This window comes from Mycolicibacterium stellerae (genome assembly GCF_003719305.1).
Classification (GTDB): Bacteria; Actinomycetota; Actinomycetes; order Mycobacteriales; family Mycobacteriaceae; genus Mycobacterium; species Mycobacterium stellerae.
In genome coordinates, this window is sequence record NZ_RARC01000008.1 from 202,013 (window position 1) to 221,298 (window position 19,286).

The 19,286-nt window shown below is 66.2% G+C and carries 18 protein-coding genes and 1 pseudogene; 9 read left to right on the forward strand and 10 right to left on the reverse strand.

From position 1 onward, the window contains the following. Nucleotides 1-13: 13 nt before the first annotated feature. From D6M19_RS13275 to D6M19_RS13285, 3 genes are all read left to right on the forward strand, one after another. Nucleotides 14-913: an NAD-dependent epimerase/dehydratase family protein gene (locus D6M19_RS13275; RefSeq protein ID WP_123025680.1), complete on the forward strand. Its 900-nt coding sequence runs from the start codon at nt 14-16 to the stop codon at nt 911-913. Between the two features lie 3 nt (nt 914-916). Further along, nucleotides 917-1,669, forward strand: coding sequence for an alpha/beta hydrolase family protein (locus D6M19_RS13280; protein WP_123025681.1), 753 nt, complete (start codon nt 917-919; stop codon nt 1,667-1,669). An 87-nt stretch (nt 1,670-1,756) separates the two neighbouring features. Next, nucleotides 1,757-2,194 (forward strand): hypothetical protein, encoded by a 438-nt coding sequence (locus D6M19_RS13285; protein ID WP_123025682.1) that lies wholly within the window; start codon nt 1,757-1,759, stop codon nt 2,192-2,194. Here D6M19_RS13285 and D6M19_RS13290 read toward each other — a convergent pair. Next, nucleotides 2,175-3,017, reverse strand: coding sequence for an endonuclease/exonuclease/phosphatase family protein (locus tag D6M19_RS13290; RefSeq protein WP_123025683.1), 843 nt, complete (start codon nt 3,015-3,017; stop codon nt 2,175-2,177). The two genes, D6M19_RS13285 and D6M19_RS13290, sit on opposite strands and share 20 nt — an antisense overlap. Continuing rightward, nucleotides 3,014-3,985 carry an NADPH:quinone oxidoreductase family protein gene (locus D6M19_RS13295; RefSeq protein ID WP_123025684.1) on the reverse strand — a complete coding sequence of 324 codons (972 nt, stop codon included), beginning with the start codon at nt 3,983-3,985 and terminating at the stop codon, nt 3,014-3,016. Before D6M19_RS13295 ends, D6M19_RS13290 begins: the two co-directional genes overlap by 4 nt. A gap of 63 nt (nt 3,986-4,048) precedes the next feature. On the opposite strand from D6M19_RS13295, the gene D6M19_RS13300 reads away from it, so the two are divergent. Further along, nucleotides 4,049-5,020 (forward strand): alpha/beta fold hydrolase, encoded by a 972-nt coding sequence (locus tag D6M19_RS13300; protein WP_123025685.1) that lies wholly within the window; start codon nt 4,049-4,051, stop codon nt 5,018-5,020. Here D6M19_RS13300 and D6M19_RS13305 read toward each other — a convergent pair. Continuing rightward, nucleotides 5,017-6,417, reverse strand: a complete 1,401-nt coding sequence (locus D6M19_RS13305; protein WP_234834839.1) for a flavin monoamine oxidase family protein — start codon at nt 6,415-6,417, stop codon at nt 5,017-5,019. The genes D6M19_RS13300 and D6M19_RS13305 overlap by 4 nt on opposite strands. Before the next feature lie 28 nt (nt 6,418-6,445). Between D6M19_RS13305 and D6M19_RS13310 the strand changes: the two genes are divergently transcribed. From D6M19_RS13310 to D6M19_RS13320, 3 genes are all read left to right on the forward strand, one after another. After that, nucleotides 6,446-7,417 carry a TIGR03617 family F420-dependent LLM class oxidoreductase gene (locus D6M19_RS13310; RefSeq protein ID WP_164478472.1) on the forward strand — a complete coding sequence of 324 codons (972 nt, stop codon included), beginning with the start codon at nt 6,446-6,448 and terminating at the stop codon, nt 7,415-7,417. A gap of 18 nt (nt 7,418-7,435) precedes the next feature. Next, complete coding sequence (locus D6M19_RS13315) at nt 7,436-8,914, forward strand: flavin-containing monooxygenase (RefSeq protein WP_123025687.1); 1,479 nt, start codon at nt 7,436-7,438, stop codon at nt 8,912-8,914. Between the two features lie 289 nt (nt 8,915-9,203). Further along, entirely contained in the window at nt 9,204-10,304 is a 1,101-nt protein-coding gene (locus D6M19_RS13320; protein ID WP_123025688.1) for a ferritin-like domain-containing protein, read from the forward strand. 79 nt (nt 10,305-10,383) lie between these two features. Here the strand turns inward: D6M19_RS13320 and D6M19_RS13325 are convergent, their stop codons facing one another. Together D6M19_RS13325 and D6M19_RS13330 are read right to left on the reverse strand one after the other, a co-directional pair. Next, nucleotides 10,384-11,499, reverse strand: coding sequence for an Rv3169 family protein (locus D6M19_RS13325; protein WP_123025689.1), 1,116 nt, complete (start codon nt 11,497-11,499; stop codon nt 10,384-10,386). After that, the gene (locus D6M19_RS13330) at nt 11,499-12,635 is read right to left on the reverse strand and encodes a phosphotransferase (RefSeq protein WP_123025690.1); all 1,137 of its coding nucleotides are present in this window, start codon (nt 12,633-12,635) and stop codon (nt 11,499-11,501) included. Before D6M19_RS13330 ends, D6M19_RS13325 begins: the two co-directional genes overlap by 1 nt. A 41-nt stretch (nt 12,636-12,676) precedes the next feature. Here D6M19_RS13330 and D6M19_RS13335 point away from each other — a divergent pair, with 41 nt between their 5' ends. Both D6M19_RS13335 and D6M19_RS13340 read left to right on the forward strand, forming a co-directional pair. Next, the gene (locus D6M19_RS13335; protein ID WP_123025691.1) at nt 12,677-13,279 is read left to right on the forward strand and encodes a TetR/AcrR family transcriptional regulator; all 603 of its coding nucleotides are present in this window, start codon (nt 12,677-12,679) and stop codon (nt 13,277-13,279) included. Between the two features lie 5 nt (nt 13,280-13,284). Next, a complete protein-coding gene (locus tag D6M19_RS13340; protein WP_123025692.1) occupies nt 13,285-13,965 on the forward strand; it encodes a PIG-L deacetylase family protein in 681 nt (226 codons plus the stop codon). A 3-nt stretch (nt 13,966-13,968) separates the two neighbouring features. Here the strand turns inward: D6M19_RS13340 and D6M19_RS13345 are convergent, their stop codons facing one another. From D6M19_RS13345 to D6M19_RS13365, 5 genes and pseudogenes are all read right to left on the reverse strand, one after another. Further along, on the reverse strand, nt 13,969-14,739 hold the full coding sequence (locus D6M19_RS13345) for an SDR family NAD(P)-dependent oxidoreductase (RefSeq protein ID WP_123025693.1): 771 nt from the start codon (nt 14,737-14,739) through the stop codon (nt 13,969-13,971). Nucleotides 14,740-14,767: 28 nt separating this feature from the next. Then, on the reverse strand, nt 14,768-15,559 hold the full coding sequence (locus D6M19_RS13350; protein WP_123025694.1) for an enoyl-CoA hydratase: 792 nt from the start codon (nt 15,557-15,559) through the stop codon (nt 14,768-14,770). An 83-nt stretch (nt 15,560-15,642) separates the two neighbouring features. Further along, on the reverse strand, nt 15,643-17,226 hold the full coding sequence (gene nuoN / locus D6M19_RS13355; RefSeq protein ID WP_123025695.1) for an NADH-quinone oxidoreductase subunit NuoN: 1,584 nt from the start codon (nt 17,224-17,226) through the stop codon (nt 15,643-15,645). Further along, the gene (locus D6M19_RS13360; RefSeq protein ID WP_123025696.1) at nt 17,223-18,791 is read right to left on the reverse strand and encodes an NADH-quinone oxidoreductase subunit M; all 1,569 of its coding nucleotides are present in this window, start codon (nt 18,789-18,791) and stop codon (nt 17,223-17,225) included. Before D6M19_RS13360 ends, nuoN begins: the two co-directional genes overlap by 4 nt. Beyond that, nucleotides 18,785-19,286: pseudogene (locus D6M19_RS13365) on the reverse strand (NADH-quinone oxidoreductase subunit L); the annotation flags it as partial. The pseudogene D6M19_RS13365 and the gene D6M19_RS13360, both read right to left, overlap by 7 nt.

Below are 19,286 nucleotides of genomic sequence, written 5' to 3' on the forward strand. Positions count from 1 at the left end.
CTACGATCAGCGCATGCGCGGATCGAAAATCCTCATCACCGGACCCAGCGGCCAGGTTGCCGCACCCATCGCGAAGGCCCTCGCGACCGACAACGAGGTGTGGGGCATCGCCCGCTTCAGCGACCCGTCGGCGCGCGAAAGCCTGGAGAAGGCGGGCGTTCGGTGCGAAACCGTCAACCTCGCCTCCGGGGACTTCACCGGACTCCCGACCGACTTCGACTACGTGCTCAACCTGGCGGTGGCCAAGAGCGGCAGATGGGACAAGGACCTGGGCGCCAACGCCGAATCGGCAGGCCTGCTGATGGCGCACTGCCGCACCGCGAAGGCCTTTCTGCACTGCTCGTCGGCCGCCGTCTACGATCCGCCCGACGACGAACCCCGGACCGAGCGCGCCGCGCTGGGCGACAATCACAAGCCAATGTTCCCAACGTATTCCATCTCGAAGATCGCCGGAGAGGTCGTCGTCCGGACGATGTCGCGCGCGCTCGGCGTCCCCGCCATCATCGCGCGTCTCAACGTGCCGTACGGAAACAACGGCGGGTGGCCGTTCTTTCACATGGAGATGATGCTGGGCGACATCCCGATCCCCGTGCCTGAGGGCGGCCCCGCCGTCTACAACCCGATCCACGAAGACGACATCATCGCGATGCTCCCGAAACTGCTGGAGAAGGCCGCGGTGCCTGCGCCCACCGTCAACTGGTGCGGTGAACAAGCCGTCAGCCTCCAGGAGTGGTGCACCTACATCGGCACGCTGATCGGTAAGGAACCGGTCTTCGAGAAGAGCCTGCAGGCGTTGCGCGGCAACCCGACCGACGCAACGCTGATGCGTGAGCTCGTCGGCGGGACGACGGTCGACTGGCGCGACGGCTTCCGCCGGATGGTCGCGACGTTCCACCCGGAGCTGGTCGGTTAGCCGATGGCCGAGCGTGTGAAATTCCCGAGCACCACCGGGCCCACACTGGCTGGTCTGGTGGATGTGCCCGAGGACGAGGTGCGCGGGTGGGGTGTTTTCGCGCACGGCTTCACACTCGGCAAGGACAGCCCTGCCGCGAGCCGGATCTGCAAGCAGCTGGCCAGTGAAGGCATCGGCATGTTGCGTTTCGACAATCTCGGACTTGGTGATTCCGAAGGGGATTGGGGCGACGGGTCGTTTTCCCACAAGGTGGCCGACACCGTGCGCGCAGTGGAGTTCATGAACGACTCCGGCCGTGAGACGCGGCTGCTCGTCGGGCATTCGTTCGGTGGATCGGCCGCGCTCGCCGCCGCCCATGACTGTCCGAGCGTGGTGGCCGTGGCCAGCATCGGGGCGCCGTACGACCCCGGTCACGTCGAGCACAACTACGACGCGCTGATCGCGCGGATCGAGGCCGAGGGCGAGGCGCCGTTCCCCGTCGGCGGCAAGGCGCTCACCCTCAAGCGGCACTTCATCGAAGACGTCCGCAACGCGGACCTCCGCGAGCAGATCCGCACATTGCGCCGCGCGTTGCTGGTAATGCATTCGCCCACGGACAACACCGTGGGCATCGCGAACGCCAGCGAGATCTTCCGGGCCGCCCGCCACCCGCGCAGTTTCGTATCGCTGGAAGGCGCCGACCATCTGCTGACCGGCAAGAACCAGGCGGCGCGGGCGGCCCGCATCATCAGCGCCTGGTCGGACCCGTACTTGTGACTTTCTCCCCTAGGTGTTTCAGCGCGGTTTTGCTGGGGTAGCTCATAGAGAACCTGACTTATGTCGTCGAGCTGCGGGGAAAGGCCCATGAGTGGAAGACATCGCGCGAAGGTATCGAGGTCCAACCTCGTAATCGGTTCGATCGCCGCATCGGTTGGCGTGTCCAGCGTGCTGGCTGCTGCGATCGTCGAACTCGTGTCGCCAGAAGCGCCGCCCGCCGCCAATGCCCCGGCGCCGGAAGCCTCCCAGCAGCAACCGTTGACCCAGCAGGGCCGGTTGGTTGAGGTCACGGCCGACTCGCTGACGACGCAGAGCGCCGACGGGTCCATCAACACCTACGCTGTCACCCCCAGCACCACCGCCGTCACCGGCAGCGGACAAAGTGCAAGCCCCGCAGCGTCATTCACCGTCAACGATGAGGTGATGGTGGTCGGAACCCGGCAGGGTGGAACCGTCGTCGCCACGGCCGTCGCCGACAAGTCGGCTGTTGGTCCTCAGGGCCCACCTATGGATTACGGGTTGTAAGAAGGCATTTCACGCCAAAGTGGTCTGACGGAAACACCCGCGGTAGATCAGCGGCTATGGGCTTCGTGCCCAGTAGTTCGATATTTGCCGCGGACCACTGCCGACCTTTGAGGAGCACCCGGTCGAACCGGACGTGCCTGTGCTTGTCCTTCATGTCGTAGCGCATCAAGTTGATCGACGTGTCCTCGGTGAAGCCGTCCTCGCCGGGCCGCAGGGTCGGCCACACGTCGCGGTACGGTGCGGCTATGCGCGAGTCTTCGGCGTCGCGCATGTTGAAATCACCAAGCACCACAGCATCTTCCGCCATCTTCAGCGCGCCGAAAATCCTGCGCAGCTGCCAGCCGCGCAATCGCGACGATGCCTTCCCGCTGTCAAGGTGTATGCAGCAGACCACCAGTCGCCTGCCGTTGAGGGTGAGTTCGGCTTGCAGGAATCCGCGGGATTGGCGCGACGGCAGCCGGGTGTACGTGACGCGGGAAAGCGGCAGCCGGGATAGCAGAAGCATCCCGTAACTGCCCGCATCGCCACCGACCACCGACGCCCGTGAGTACCCGTCGCGAATCCACTGCTGCGACACGAATACGTCCAGAGCAGGCGGCGTGATTTCCTGGAACACCATGATGTCGGGTGCATGACGGGAAAGCAGTTGCGCGATAGCGAGATAGCGCTCCCCGAAGTATTTGGGGTCGTTCCAGACGTTGTATGTCGCCAGGGTCAGCTCATCGCGGTCGGCGCCACCTGATGCGGCGGGCTCAGCCCACCGGCCCGTCGCCACATCGAACTTTTCGACTCTGACGCCACGGCGCCGCGGAAGCAGCCTCACCGGAGCTTGACGACGACCTTGCCCTTGGCGGTCCGGTTCTCCAGCGATGCGATCGCATCGGCCGCGCGCTCGAGCGGATAGACCTCCGGTTGCGGTGCGGACACCTTGCCCGACGCCAGCAGCGGTTCGAGCTCCGCCCACTGCTCGGCCAGGTAGCCCGGATGCGTTCCCGCCCATGCACCCCAGCCGACGCCGACCGCGTCGACGTTGTTGAGCAGCAGCCGGTTCACCTTCACGGTGGGAATCTCACCGCCGGTGAACCCGATCACCAGCAGCCGGCCGCCCGGCGCCAGGGAGCGCAACGAGTCGGTGAAACGGTCACCGCCGACGGGGTCGACGACGATGTCCACGCCGCGCCCGTCGGTCAGCTCCTTGACCGCGTCCCTGAAGCCGTCGGCCAGCACCACATCGGATGCGCCCGCGGCCTTGGCGATCGCAATCTTGTCCTCGGTGCCGACGACCGCGATGGTCCGTGCCGCACCCCATGCCGGTGCCAACCGCAGCGTGGATGTTCCTATGCCGCCGGCCGCGCCGTGCACCAGCACTGTCTCACCGCGGGCCAGGCGACCGCGGGTGAGCAGTGCGTGATGCATGGTGAGGTCGTTGAACAGTAGGCCAGCGCCGGCCTCGAACGACACGTTGGCCGGCAGCGTGAACACCCTATCCGGTTGCAGCGCAACAACTTCGGCCATGGCGCCGTTCAGCATGGTCAGCCCGGCGACCCGATCACCGGCCGTGAATCCGCTGTCGGCCGGCGCGCTGCGCACGATGCCGGCGATCTCGGCGCCCGGCACGAACGGCAACTTCGCCTTGTACTGATAAAGCCCTCGGGATTGCAGTGCGTCGGGAAACGCCACCCCTGCCGCATGGACCTCGACGACGACCGCGTCCCCGTCGGTCGGCTCATCGATCTCGACAAGCTTCGCCGCTTCCGGACCGTCGAGGCTGGCTATCTGAATTGCGCGCATCGCCCCATTTAACAACCTCGCGTGAACAGGCCCGTGGGCGCCTGACGGTAGTATTTCGCCGCTATGCCTAGACGTCAGCGGGTCAAGCACAGGGCGCGGCGGTTCGCCGCGGCCGACGCCCTGCCGCCGTCACGTCCGATGACCGTGCGTGCCGGCGACGGCACCGCCCTGCACGCCGAGGTCTTCGGTCCCGAGGACGGCTATCCGATCGTGCTGGCCCACGGCATCACGTGTGCCGTCCGGGTGTGGGTCCACCAGATCAACGACCTGGCCGGTGACTACCGGGTGATCGCCTACGACCACCGCGGCCACGGCCGAAGCGGCTTGCCGACCCGGCGCGCGAACTATGGCCTCAACTTCCTGGCCGCCGACCTCGACGCGGTTCTGGAAGCGACGTTGAAGCCCGGCGAACGTGCCGTCATCGCGGGCCATTCGATGGGCGGGATCGCGATCAGCTCGTGGTCGGAGCGTTACCCCCGCCGGGTCGCCCAGCGCGCCGACGCCGTCGCCCTGATCAACACCACCACCGGTGACCTGCTGCGGCACGTCAAGCTCGTGCCCGTGCCGCCGACCCTGAGCGGGGCAAGGGTGCGCACCGCGGAGGTTCTGCTGAAGAACTTCGGCGCGGCGCCCCTGCTGCGTGGCGTGGAGCGGCCGAGCAAGCGCTTCGTGCAGATGATGGCCGTCGGCCGGGGCGCGGATCCGGCGATCGCCGAGTTCATCTACGAGCTGTTCACCGAGACACCGCCCGCGGGTCGCGGCGGCTGGGCGCGCACGCTGGTCGACTCGCTGCGCACCAACAAGCACATCGGGCTGCAGAACCTCACGGTGCCGACGCTGGTGATCGGCAGCGAGAAGGATCGGCTGCTGCCGATGGCCTCGTCGCGCCACATCGCGAGGATGGCGCCCAACCTCGCGCAGTTCGTCGAGCTGTCCGGCGGGCATTGCGCGATTCTGGAGCGGCCCGACGAGGTGAACGCGCATCTGCGCTGGCTCGTCGAGTCGGTCAGCGAACCGCAACGAGCCACGTCCTAGTCGGATAGTTCGGTGTGCACCTCGGCCGCCGCGCGGCGCCCCGACCGGACGGCACCGTCGAGGAAGCCGGTCCATTGGTCGGCGGTTTCGGTGCCTGCCCAGAAGATCTGATCAACGGGTTTGCGTAGCCACGGCCCGTAGGTGGTCCAGGAACCCGGCGGGACTGCGGCCGTCGGCCCCCCCGGCGCGAAATCCTCAGTCCCCCAACAGTGGTCGATGTAGTCGATCGGTTGCAACGCCTCGTCGCCGAACAGGTCGGCGAACCCCGACAGTGCGCGCTCGCGGCGTTCGGCGGGCGGCAGCGAGTCGAACGTGCGCGGGTCGGTGAAGCCCAACAGGATGCCGGGGCCCTGCGGACGCGAGGAGCCAGACTGCTCGGGGTCCTCGGGGCTGACGTCGAAGGTGATGAACACCGGCCCCTCGTCCGACAGCGCCTCCCCGCTGCACCCGTTCGCGCGCCAGAACGGCGTCTCGTAGGCGGCGTATGCCTTGCTCAGGTTTCCTTGCGGCCAGTGCTGTGCGAGTTTCTCGTACTCCGGCGGCAGGACGGGGGAGAAGTCGATGGCGCCACGGTGAGCGGGCGGGATGGCCACGATGACGGCCTTGGCGGTGACGTCTCCACCGTCGGCGCCGACGGTGATGGTGTCGGCATGCCGTTCGATGCGCCGGACGATCGCATTCAGCCGGACGCGCTCACCCAACTCGTCGGCTAGCCGCAGTGCTATCTGCTGCGTGCCACCGGGGAAGCGGTCCTGCTGGGCGCCACCCTCCACGTCGAGCATGCGCCCGATCCCGCCTGCCGCCTTGACGTACCGCACGGCGTGCAACATCGACACCTGGTCGGGTTCGCAGCCCCACGTGACCCTGGACATGATCGCCATCAGGTCGCGCGTCGAGGCGCTCGCGTGAAGGGACCGCAACCAGCGGTCCAGCGTCTGGTCGTCGAGGCTGAGCGCATGGGGCGCCTTCCACGGCTCGGCGACCGATATCCGACGGCTGATCCTGTCGAATCGCCACTGGATCCGGGAGACGTCGAAGAGTTCGAGCATGGACAGCCGGGGGATCGTGCTGCGGTATCTGCGGACCCGGCCGCGCCATTTGATCAGGTTCTTGCCGCGGTTGTGGGTGGGCACCGTCTTGCAGCCCAGCTCGCGGGCGAGTTCGACGACCGCCTCCTGCGTCGGGCCGACGAATGTGCCGCCGAGGTCGACCGGCGTCCCTGCGATCGTCGTGGTCGACGACCGCCCGCCGACCCGGTCACGGCCCTCCAGCACGACGACGTCGTAGCCGAGCCGCACCAGGTCGCGCGCCGCGGTCAGGCCCGCGAACCCGGCCCCCACGACGACGACGTCGACTATCGGTTCCTCGCGCGAGCGCTCGTCGGCGGTTTGTGCCACGCGACTAGGCTCTCACGCCGTGCGGGTGATGACAGCGTTGTTCGGGCCCATCAATGCGATCGAACAGGCGCGGGCCTACCGCGATGCGGGTGCCAGCGGGGTGTTCACGTTCGAAGGCACCAACGACGTGTTCTCGCCGCTCACCCTGGCGTCGACCGTCGGCGGCCTGGATTTGATGACCAACGTCGCAATTGCGTTTCCCCGCAATCCGATTCATCTCGCCCATCAGGCGATCGACCATCAGCTGCTCAGCGAGGGCCGGTTCGCGCTCGGCCTTGGCACGCAGATCCGCACCCAGATCGAGAAACGGTTCGGCGCCGACTTCGACAAGCCGGTCGCCAGGATGACCGAGCTCGTCGCGGCCCTGAGGGCGATATTCCAGGCCTGGGAGACCGGCGAACGGCTCGACTTTCGCGGCGAGTACTACCGCCACACGCTGATGACCCCGACGTTCAGCCCCGGCGAGAACCCGTACGGGCCGCCGCCGATCTACGTCGGTGCGCTTGGCCCGCGGCTGACCCGCGCGACCGCCGAGCACGCCGACGGCCTGCTCGTGATGCCCTTCGGAAACAAGCGGTTCCTGCACGAGGTGACGATGCCCGCGGTGCGGGAGGGTCTTGCCGCCGCGGGCAAGGCGGTCGAGGACTTCGCCGTCATCCCCGAGATCATCGTGTCGGTCGGCGACGACCACACGGCTGCGCGCCGGCTTCTCGGTTTCTACGGCTCGACGCCCGCCTATCGCCCGGTGCTCGAGATCCACGGCTGGGGCGATCTGCAGCCGGAACTCAACGCGCTGTCCAAGCAGGGCAGGTGGCAGGAGATGGGCACGCTCATCGACGACGACGTGTTGCACACCATCGCCGCGTGCGGCACGCCCGCCGAGGTGGCGGCCCATATCCGTGATCGGGTCGACGGCATAGCCGACCGGATCTGCCTCTATCAGCCCGGTCCGGTAGCGCCGGAGACGTTGGCCGAGATCGTTGACGCGCTCAGCGGCTGACCACATATCGTGGAACCCATGGCCGAGTCCGAATACTCCGACGTTCTGATCATCGGCGCGGGGATCTCCGGGATCGGTGCGGCCTACCGCATCCACGAAAAGAACCCGAAGCTGTCCTACCGGGTTCTCGAACGGCGAGCGCGGATCGGCGGAACCTGGGACCTTCACCGCTATCCGGGCATTCGGTCCGATAGCGACATCTTCACGCTGAGCTATCCCTTCGAGCCGTGGACCCGCCCGGAGTACGTCGCCGACGGTCCCGACATCCAGGCCTACCTGACTGAGACGGCCCGCAAGCACGGCATCGACCGCCACATCCGCTTCAACACGCGCGTCATGTCCGCCGACTGGGATTCGGCGACCGACACCTGGACGGTGCAGACCGAGATCGCCGGCGGTGAGCCGACGACGTACCGCGGCCGGTTCCTGTTCTTCGGCTCCGGTTACTACAACTACGACGAGCCCTACGTCCCCGACTTTCCCGGCATCAACGAATTCACCGGTGATGTCGTGCACCCCCAATTATGGCCGGAGTCACTCGATTACACGGGCAAGCGGGTTGTGGTCATCGGCAGCGGTGCCACCGCGGTCAGCATGATCCCGTCGCTGAGCGAGAAGGCCGCCCACGTGACCATGCTTCAGCGTTCGCCGTCCTACCTGCTGTCCACGCCGCGGATCAACCCTGCGGTGCAGGCGTTCCGAAGAGTCTTGCCGCGCCGGGCTGCCAATGCCGCGATCTTGTTGTTCGCCAAGTTCTTGACAGTCCTGGTTTACGGAGTCGCCCGTGCGGCGCCCCGGTTCAGCCGGCGGTACATCCGCAGCCACGCAAAGAGCAAACTGCCTGCGGACTATCCCGTCGACGTGCACTTCAACCCGCGCTACGACCCGTGGGATCAGCGGCTGTGCGTCATGGTCGACGACGATTTCTACGAAGCCATCGCCGCCGGCGGGGTTGACGTGGTCACCGACCACATCGACCACATCGACGCGACCGGCATCGTTTTGCGCTCCGGGCAGCGACTTGACGCCGATGTCATCGTGACCGCCACCGGCATCCAACTTCAGGCGCTCGGCGGTGTCGCGCTGAGCATCGATGGAGCAGAGGTCAAGCCGCAGGATCGTTTCGTCTACAAGGAGCACCTGCTCGAGGACGTCCCGAACGCAGCCTGGTGCGTCGGCTACGTCAACGCGTCATGGACGCTTCGGGCTGACCTGACGGCGCGCGCCGTGGCAAAGCTGTTGGCGTACATGGACTCTCATGGCTACACGCACGCCTACCCGCATCTGGGCGACGTCCCGATGCCGGAGAAGCCTGCATGGAACATCAACGCGGGTTACGTGCAGCGGGCCCTGCACGCGCTGCCGAAGTCGGGCACGCGCCGGCCGTGGAATGTGCGGCACAACTACGTGTTGGACTCGATCGACCACCGCTTCGACCGCATCGAGGAGTCCATGGTGTTCGGTCGTGTCGACGCCAAGTCGACTCAGACGGCCTAGGAAGTCCGGCTCGGCGACCATTGATCCGCCCGTTCGGCTGCCAAACCAACGTTTGGGCGCCGATCCCACAGGCACCAGCGATCGACGTTTCGCAGTCAAAGTGCGAGTAGTCGGCTGCAAAACGTTGATCAGTGGCTCTGCCGTGGCCAATGTGAACGCGACGGTCTGCGCCGACAGGGTTACGACGCCCCGGTGAGGGAGATTTTGTAAATTGAGCGCTCTTTTCGGCAAAACAGTGCTTGATTAATTTATCCGTCAGTATCCGACCACCAGAGGGGCGGCAAAACGTATGACCACGAGGGACAAATACACCGACGTGCCCGAGCCGTACTCGTGGGAGGTCCCCAGCGCCGGTGACGCACGCTTCACGTGGGAGTACGACGACGGACGCGCCCGGCTCCTTTCTCTGTACCAAAAGGGAAAGGACAAGCAGTGGGACGCCCAGTCGCGGATCGACTGGGGCCAAGACGTCGACCCGATGAACCCGGTCGGGCTGCCCGACGAGTTCCATCCGCTGTTCGGAAGCCCGATGTGGGAGTCAGCAGACGATTCACGTCGGGCCGAGATGCGCAAGCACTTCCAAGCCTGGCAGTTCTCGCAGTTCCTGCACGGCGAGCAGGGCGCAATGGTGTGCGCGGCCAAGATCGTCGAGGTCGTCCCGGACCTGGACGCGAAGTTCTACGCGGCCACCCAGACCATGGACGAGGCTCGGCATGTCGAGGCGTTCTCGCGGTTCCTGCAGGACAAGGTCGAGCTGGTCTACCCGATCAACAAGAACCTCACTGCACTGCTGGAAGACACCCTGCGCGACTCGCGCTGGGACATGCCCTACCTCGGCATGCAGGTGCTCATCGAAGGACTGGCACTCGCCGCTTTCGGGGTGCTGCGTGACTTGGCGCCGCCGGACTCAATGGCCAAACAGTTGCTGGCCTACGTCATGCAGGACGAGGCCCGCCACGTCGCTTTCGGGCGAATCTCGTTGAAGGACTACTACTCTGCGCTGACCGAGGCAGAGCGGGGTGAGCGCGAAGAGTTCGTCGTGGACGCCTGCTACCTGATGCGCGACCGGTTCCGCGGCGAGGAGGTCTTCGAGACCCTCGGCCTCGACGTGAAAGCGTGTGCCGAGTGGGTCGACACGTCGCCGCTGATGATCCAGTTCCGCTCACACCTGTTCAGCCGCATCGTGCCGATCGTCAAGGACATCGGGTTGTGGGGCGACAAGGTGCAGCGCGCGTTCACGGACATGGGTGTGCACGACATGGCCGGTTTCGACATCGATGCGCTGATGAAGGCCGATGAGGATCAGGCCGAGGCCCTGGACAAGGCACACGCCGAGATGGCCAGCCGGGCTATCGAGGTGGACGAGGTGATCGCGGCGGGCGCGAGCTGACCCAAAAAGTGCCGCCCAAACCAACGTTTGGGCGAGAAAGTCCGAGAACGCGCCCAAACGTCGATTTCGCGCAATCGAACTAGTCCGCGACGGTGAGCCAGTCCGTGAAGCCCGACGGGTCGTGGCGGCCAAGCGCACCATGCTCGAAGAGACCCCAACCCTCCGTCGGCGTCCCGTGCGCTGAAGTGCACACCGCACGACCGACGTGGTCGATGACGCCGAAGCCGGCCCGCCCGATGATCGCGGGATCGGTCATGTCGTAGGTCAACCGCTCGGTGAACTTGTCGCCCTTCCACACGCCGTGGATCCAGTCCGAGTCGCCGCCGTAGCCGCCGCCGACGTGAATCGGCACGGGCAGTTTGGATTCCACATCGAAGTGCACGGGAGTGCCGTCGGCCGCGGTGGCGTCGATCGTTGCGCCCGTAGGGATCCGGGTGCCCGGCGTGTAGTGGATCTTCACCCGCGGCCAGCCCAGCTGCTCGACGCGGCCGTCCTTCCACACCCGGGTGCAGTCATTCAGTGACCGGAACCCGCTCGGCTCCTCCTGGATGATGAGCACGATCGAGAAGTCGTCGAACGCCATCGGCACATACAGCCACCACATGCCCTCGAACGGCGGATCCGCAGGCCGCCCAGCCGGTTCGGCCTCGCCGATGGGCCGGATTCCCCACGACCGGTCGCGCGTGCCGATCCACGCCGACGGGTCGACGGTGATCTCCTCGCCGTCGATGGCGATGTGCCCGCTCCATGAACCCACCTGGGCGAACCGCTGCGCGTCCAACGTGATTCGGGTGCCGGCTCGCAGAATGTGCCGCTGCTCCTGCACAACGTCGAACAACCCGTTCCAGGTCAGGTCGACGGCCATGCCCTCGGTCTCGTCCATCACGATCCGCAGCCTGTGCAGTGGCTCGGTGACCTCGATGCGATAGCCCAACACGTTCTGGTTGAGCCGATCCTGGTCGATCGCATCCGAAAGGTGCACCGCCGTCTGCGTATTGCCGCGCCGGACGAGGACGAACGCGTCCTTGACGCCCAGGTTTGGGTAGTACCCGATGCCGGTGATCAGGAAGATGTCGCCGGTGCGGTCGTGCGCGTTGTAGTAGGACCGGTCGTAGAAGTTGCGGTCCGACGAACCCGGCCACGCGATGGGCTGCGGGAGCTGGTGGATCGGGAATTCATCCATGGGGCCGAGCATCAGGCTTCTCCTCCGATGAGGCGCCGCAGCAGGGCGCCGTGATAGAACAGCGACTCGACGTCGTCGGGTTTCTCGATCTCACCGAACCGGACGCGACGGGCGCTGGTCCGCATGAAGACGCAACACCAGATCACCCCGGAGTAGATGTAGAACCAGTTCAGGTCGCCCAACTCGACGCCGGTTTTCTGGGCGTAGGTGGCCTTCACGTCGTCCTCACGCATGAAGTCGGGCAGACCCGGCATGCCTGCCAGGCCCGCGAGCTCCTGGAAAACCATGTGCGCGAAGACCATCCACGCGGCGTCCATCTCGCGAGGCCCCAGCGTCGCCATCTCCCAGTCGAGCACGGCGACCGGCTTGTAGTCCTCGTAGAGGACGTTGCCCACCCGGGAATCGCCCCAGACGAGTACCGGTTGTGTGGCGGCGACGTCTTGCGGCCAGTTGGCCTCCAGCCACTCGAGCGCCTGCTCGACGAGCGGGGACCGGCCGATGTCGGGGACCGCGAACTCATACCACGCCGTGAGCCAGTCCAGGTTGCGCCGCAACGCGTTTGGCTCGTCACGCCCATCGGCCAGGAACCCGAAGGTGTCCTCGGCCTCGGGTATCGAGTGCAGCCTGGCCAGCACGTCGACGGTGTTGTCCTGCAGTTCGCGGCGCGACTCGGCGGGCGAGTCGGCGAACCAGTTGCCGCCGAACGTGTAGGGCATCACGTCAGGCGGGACGACCCCGGACACATAGTCCATCAGGAAGAACTGCGTGCCCAACACCGCGCCCGTCGGCTCCAGCCACCGCACCCGCGGCACCGGGACGTCGGTCTGCTCTCCGACCAACCGGATCACGTCGAACTGGTGGTCCATCCGGTAGGACGAGAACACCGGCACGTCCTCATTGGCCGGCGCCACGCGCGCCACCCACTTCTCCTCATGGCGTTGGCCGTCGGCGTCCCAGCGTCCGGTCAGGATGATGGTCTCCGAGGACATCCCGTTCGAGTCCACGCCGCTCTCCACGGTCACCGCCGGCTTGGTACCGCCGGGCATCACCGTGGACAGCCACTGCGACATCACATCGGGAAGCGTGCTGATGTCTCGTGCGGAGCGCTGGAGTCGGCCGACGTCTTCGACAGCCGGTTCTGTAGCCAAGGTTATTCCTCCGGCCTAATTACGATACGGTGGGTAGCGTTATGAAAGCAGACCCGACTTCAATTGACAAGGGCCCAGCGGCCGGGCGGCCAAGGGACCCACGCATCGACGCTGCCATACTGCGCGCGACCGCGGATCTGCTTGTGGAAATCGGCTATTCGAACCTGACGATGGCGGCGGTCGCCGACCGGGCGGGCACCACCAAGACCGCGTTGTACCGCCGGTGGTCCAGCAAGGCCGAGCTCGTCCACGAGGCGGCGTTTCCCGCGGCGCCGACCGCAATCGAGACACCGGCGGGGGATTTCCGTGCCGACGTGCGCGCGATGATCGCCGCAGCGGGCAGTGTGTTCACCAGCCCGGTGGTGCGCGCCGCGCTGCCGGGTCTGATCGCCGACATGACCGCCGACGCCGAGTTGAACGCGAGAGTGATGGGGCGCTTCGCCGACGTATTCAACGCCGTGCGGGTTCGGTTGGCCGACGCAGTTCGCCGCGGGGAGGTGCACGCCGACATCGACCCGCAGCGGCTGATCGAGGTGATCGGCGGCGCCACCATGCTGCGACTGCTGTTGTGGCCCGATGAGGAACTCGACGACGACTGGGTTGACCAGACGACTGCCATCGTCGCCCACGGTGTGATTGCCTGATATCCGTGGTCCATCAACCGTTTCCCACCGACTGGGCCACGGCGCTGGTCCTGGTTCCCCATCCCGACGACACCGAGTATGGCTGCGCCGCCGCCGTCGCCAAATGGACGTCGCAAGGCAAGCACGTGCATTACGCGCTGGCGTGCCGCGGCGAGGTCGGCATCCCCGGTATGTCGCCGGAGGAGTGCGGCCCGCTGCGTGAGCGAGAGCAGCGACGGTCGTCGGCGATCGTGGGCGTTGACAATGTGGAGTTCTGGGACTTCCCCGACAGCCAGATCTTCAACACGCCCGAGCTGCGGGCGAAAATCGCCGAGACGATCACCGAACTGGCCCCCGACGTCGTCATCACCCTTTACAGCGGACCGGAGTGGGCGCCAGGTGCGCCGAATCAGCGCGACCACATCGAGTTCGCGTTAGCCGTTGCGGCGGCGTATGACTCGCTGCCGGACAAACCGCGATGGTTCTTCGAGCACGGTCCATATGGCACGCACGGCGAGACTGTCGACGATTTCATCGACGTCGCGGTCGCGTCGCTGGCCGCTCACGACGTCTACCTGTCGGTGTACAACCCCGACGTGCCGGTTGCCGAGCAAGCCCGCAAGCAGGTTGACATGACGACACTTCCGCCGCTGCCGGGGCTGGAGGGTCACCGCTCGGTGGAGTTCATCCTCAAGCGGGAGTGCTGAGCCTCATTGCACCACACCGCGGCCCAGCCAGAGGCCGCCGTTGACGTCGAGTGTCTGCCCGGTCACCCATCGGCTGTCGTTACCGGCGAAAAACGCGACAGCGTCGGCGATCTCGGCCGCCTGCCCGACGCGCTTGAGCGCGACGATCTGCTTGACCCCCTCCGATGCCTCCTCGCTGTCGTGCAGCCACGAGTTCATGTCGGTGTCGGTGACGCCGGGGGACACGTTGTTGACGGTGATTCCCCGTTCGCCGACAGCGAGCGCCAGCGCGCGGCCCATCACGTTGAGGGCCCCTTTGGTCATCGAGTAGACGATCTGCGGAGTGGCGAACCATGTGACGCCGGACGAGATGTTGATGATGTGCCCGCCGTCGCGGATCAGCGGCAGCGCACGTTGAGTGATGAAGAACGGCGCACGGACATTGATCGCGAACTCTCGGTCGAACTGGTCGCGCGTCGCCGCCTCGATGGTGGCCTCGGAGGTGGAGATGGCCGCGTTGTTGACGAGAATGTCGAGTGGCCGGCCTGCGAGGCCCTTCTCCAGCCCGTCAAACAGCTCGTCGACGTCACCGTCGACGCCGAGCTGGGCGCGAACGGGAAATGCCTCCCCGCCCGCGACTTCGATCTCGGAGACAGTGGCGGCCGCGGCCGACTCGTTGCTTCCGTAGTGAACGGCGACGACCGCGCCGTCGCCGGCCAATCGCAGTGCGATCGCCCGCCCGATTCCCCGTGAAGCGCCGGTCACCAGCGCCGTCTTACCCGTCAAGGATGCCATGGGCCCAACAACGGGGACCCGTGGCGCGCTATTCCGTCGACTCGATCTGGCGCTTGTTGCGTTCGGCCACGGCACGGAACTGGTCGCCGAGCCCAGCCGAAAAGTCCGGGGAGTCGCGGTGCTGCGCGAACGCGATCTTCTCCTCGGCGGCCAACGCCGGATCGATCACCGCAGCGGCTCCGGTCGTGTAAATCTCCTTGAGCCCCAACATCGTTGGGCTCGGTACTTCGGCGATCTGGCCCGCCAGCTCCAGCGCGCGCTCCAGCAGCCGCTCATGTGCGACGACCTCGGTCACCAGCCCGATCTTCTCGGCGCGGGCGGCGTCGACGACCTCGCCGGTCATCGACAGCCGACGGGCCATGCCGAGGCCGACGAGCTGGGGCAGCCGCGCGGTCATTCCGCCGCCGGGCAGGATCCCGACGCGGGCGTGGGTGTCGGCGAACACGGCTCGCTGCGACGCGATGAGAAAGTCGCAGCCGAGCGCCATCTCCAGTCCACCGGTGAACGTCGCACCGTTGATCGCCCCGACGATCGGTGTGCGCATCTTCGCCACCGCGGCGATACAGCTCTGCGACCGGAACTCCTCGAAGTAGCCGAGCCCGTCGCGTTGCGCCTCCTTGAGATCCACGCCCGCGCAGAACGCGGGGTCCGCGCCGGTCAGCACCACCGCGCGGACGGACTCGTCGGCGTCGGCCTCGGTCAACGCGCTGTAAGCGGCCTTGATGAGGGCGCGGCTCAGCGCATTTCTCGCGGCGGGCCGGTTCAGCGTCAGCACCCGAACCGCGCCGTGATCGGCGATCAGGACGAGCGGTTGCGCCATGACCTCCCTCTCGTCGAGATGGACGTAATGGCGAGATCTTCTCGAACTTTCTCGCCCATGTGTTGGTTTGGGCGGAAAGGGGGCTAGCGCAGGAACTGATTGGAGATGTTCGTCAGGTCGAGCACGGGCTGCGGCAGCGCGCCGAGCGCGAATGTCACTGCGGCGGTGATCGTGATGACTGCCGTGGTGAAGATGCTTGGCACCACCACGATCGGCGCATCCTCGGGCGGGTCGGTGAAGAACATCAGCACGATGACCCGCACGTAGAAGTACGCGGCGACGGCGCTGGCGATCACACCGACGATCACCAGAGGGATTGCGCCGCCCTCACCGGCGGCCTTGAACACCGCGAACTTGCTGACGAACCCGCTGGTCAGCGGAATGCCCGCGAAGGCGAGTAGGAACAACGCAAACACGATGCCGACAATGGGATAGCGGCGGCCAAGCCCGGCCCAGCGCGCAAGCGTGGTCTCTTCCTCGCCCGCCCGGTCGCGGATCAGGCCGACGACGGCAAACGCGCCCACCGTGCTGAACCCGTAGGCGAACAGGTAGAACAGCGTCGCCGAAAGGCCGGACTCGTTCAGCGCGATCACGCCGGTCAAGATGAACCCGGTGTGTGCCACCGCGGAGTAGGCAAGCATCCGCTTGACGTCGGACTGGGATATCGCGGTAACGGTGCCGACCACCATGGTCAGGATCGCGATCGCCCACAGCACCGGTCGCCAGTCGGCGCGGATCTCGGGCACGGCGACGTAGAAGATGCGCAGAAGGGCGCCGAACGCGGCGATCTTGGTTGCCGCCGCCATGAACGCCGTGACGGGTGTCGGCGCGCCCTGATAGACGTCGGGGATCCAGGAGTGGAACGGCGCCGCACCGACCTTGAAGAGCAAGCCGACAAGCACCAGGCTGACACCGATCAACGCCAGTGACGCCTTGCCTGTGTTGGCGTGGATCGCGTCGGCGATCCCATTCAGGCTGAGCGTGCCGGCATAGCCGTACAGCATCGCGGCGCCATACAGGAAGAACGCCGACGAAAACGCGCCGAGCAGAAAGTATTTCAGCGCCGCTTCCTGCGACAGCAGGCGACGTCGGCGGGCGAGGCCGCACATCAGATACAGCGGCAGCGACAGCACCTCGAGCGCCACGAACATGGCCAGAAGGTCGTCGGCCGCAGGGAAGATCAGCATTCCGGCGATCGCGAACAGCGTCAGCGGGAACACTTCGGTCTGCATCACGCCGGCCTTGGTCGCCGCCTTCTCGGCGACGCTTCCGACTGCCGCGGACGCCTGCGGGGTGAACGAATCGAGCCCGCCCACAGCGTTTTCGGACTCCGACGCGTCTTCGGCGGGGATTCGCCGCTCGGCGATGAGCAGGATGCCGAGAACTCCGACCACCAGGATCGTGGCCTGCAGGAACAGGGTGGGGGCGTCGATGGCAACCGCTCCGACCACGGCCAGGTGGCCGACGGCGCCGTGCAGCCCACGGGCCAACTGCACCACCGCGACGAATGCGCCCACCAGACCGGCCAGGCTGAGGAGCACCTGAACGATGTAACGCCGTTCGCGCGGTACGAAGGCCTCGACCAGCACGCCCGCGATGGCGGCTCCGATCACAATCAGCATCGGCGACAGCAGGCCGTATTCGACGCTGGGAGTTGGCAGGTTCATCGTGGGCGGCCTTCCGCCAGTTTGGCAGGGGGATCGGGTTGGTCGATGGTGGTCAGCGTGTGGCTGACGGCCGGATTGATCACGTCCAGAGCAACTTTCGGGTACACGCCGAGTACCAGCAGCAGCGCGATCAGCGGCGTCACCACCGCCAGTTCGCGGGGGATCAGGTCACGTAGCCGGTCGTTGCCTTCGGTCACCGGACCGCCCATCATCCGTTGGTACATCCACAGGATGTAGATCGCCGAAAGCACCAGGGCGCTCGATGCCACCACCGCGAACACCGGGTAACGCGTGAATGTGCCGATCAGGACCAGGAATTCGCTGATGAACGGCGCAAGCCCTGGCAGCGACAGCGTGGCCAGCCCGGCGACCAGGAATGTGCCCGCCAAAACGGGGGCCACCTTCTGAACGCCGCCATAGGCGCTGATAAGGCGGGTTCCCCTGCGCGACACCAGGAACCCGGCGATCAGGAACAGCGCGGCGGTTGAGATGCCGTGGTTGACCATGTACAGCGTCGAACCCGACTGGCCTTGGCTGGTCATCACGAAGATGCCGAGGATGATGAAACCGAAGTGCGAGATCGACGTGTAGGCGATCAGCCGCATCACGTCGGTCTGGCCGATGGCCAGTATCGCGCCGTAGACGATGCCGATGACGGCCAGGGTGATGATCAGCGGCCGGAAATACGCTGAGGCGTCGGGGAACAACTGCAGGCAGTAGCGCAACATGCCGAAGGTGCCGACCTTGTCCATGATCGCCATCATCAGCACCGCGCTGGCCGGGGTGGCCTCCACGGCGGCGCCGGGCAGCCAGCGGTGGAAAGGCCATAGCGGTGCCTTGACGGCGAACGCGAACATGAAGCCCAGGAACAGGGCGTTGAGGATGGCCGGGTTGACGGCCAGTTCACCACTGGTCACGGCGGCGACGATCGCGCGGAAATCGAAGGTGCCCGCCTCGAAGGCATCGCTCTGGGCGGTCACCACATACAGGCCGACGACCGCGGCCAGCATGATCAACCCGCCGAACAGGTTGTACAGCAGGAACTTCACCGCCGCCTTGGACCGATTCTCGCCGCCGAACCCGCCGATCAGGAAGTACATCGGAATGAGCATGGCCTCGAAGAACACGTAGAACAGCAGCACGTCCAGCGAGACGAGGGAGATCACCACCATGCCCTCGACGGCAAGGGTCAGCGCGAGGTAGGTGTGTGTGGAGCGGCCGCGCAACCCCTCCTGGTCATCGGCGTCGTTCCAGCCCGCGACGATCAGCAGCGGCACAAGGACCGCTGTCAGCACGATGAGCACCAGCGCGATGCCGTCGATTCCGAGGATGTAGCCCGTTCCGAAAGACGGTATCCATGGCATGTTTTCGACGAACTGGTACTGCTGGCCCGACGGGTCGAACCCGACAGCGACGATGGCGGCGAGCACCAGCACCACCACCGAGACCGCTAGCGCGAACCACTTGGCCAGCGCGCGACCGGTGGCCGGAATCAGCATCACCGCCGCGGCGCCGAGCATCGGCACCGCCCACATGATCGTCAGCCAAGGCACTGAGGTCACCACAGCTGCACCGCCAGGATCACTGCGACGATGAGGGCTGCGCCCGCCAGCATCGAAAGGGCGTAGGAGCGGGCGAAACCGGTCTGCACCAGCCGCAGGCCGTCCGAGGTGCGCCCGACCAGAGTGGCCAGCCCGTTTGTGGCGCCGTCCACCCCCTTGTTGTCGACCCAGAACAGATCCTTGGTCAGGACCTGGCCCGATTTCATTAGCAGAGCCTCGTTGATCGCATCTCCGTACAGATCTTTGCGGGCGGCCACGGTGAGTGCCGATACCTCCTGGGGTGCGGTGTCGGGGACCGGCTTTTGTGCGTACATGCGGTAGGCGATGAGGATGCCGATGGCGACGACGGAGAGCACGATGATGGTGACGAGCCAGGCGGGTAGGGCGTGGTGTGCTTCGTGGGCGCCGACGACGGGTTGGAGCCAGTGCGCCAGGGTGCCGCCGATGGCGAACAGGGCGCCGGATGCCACTGAGCCGACGGCGAGCAGGATCATCGGC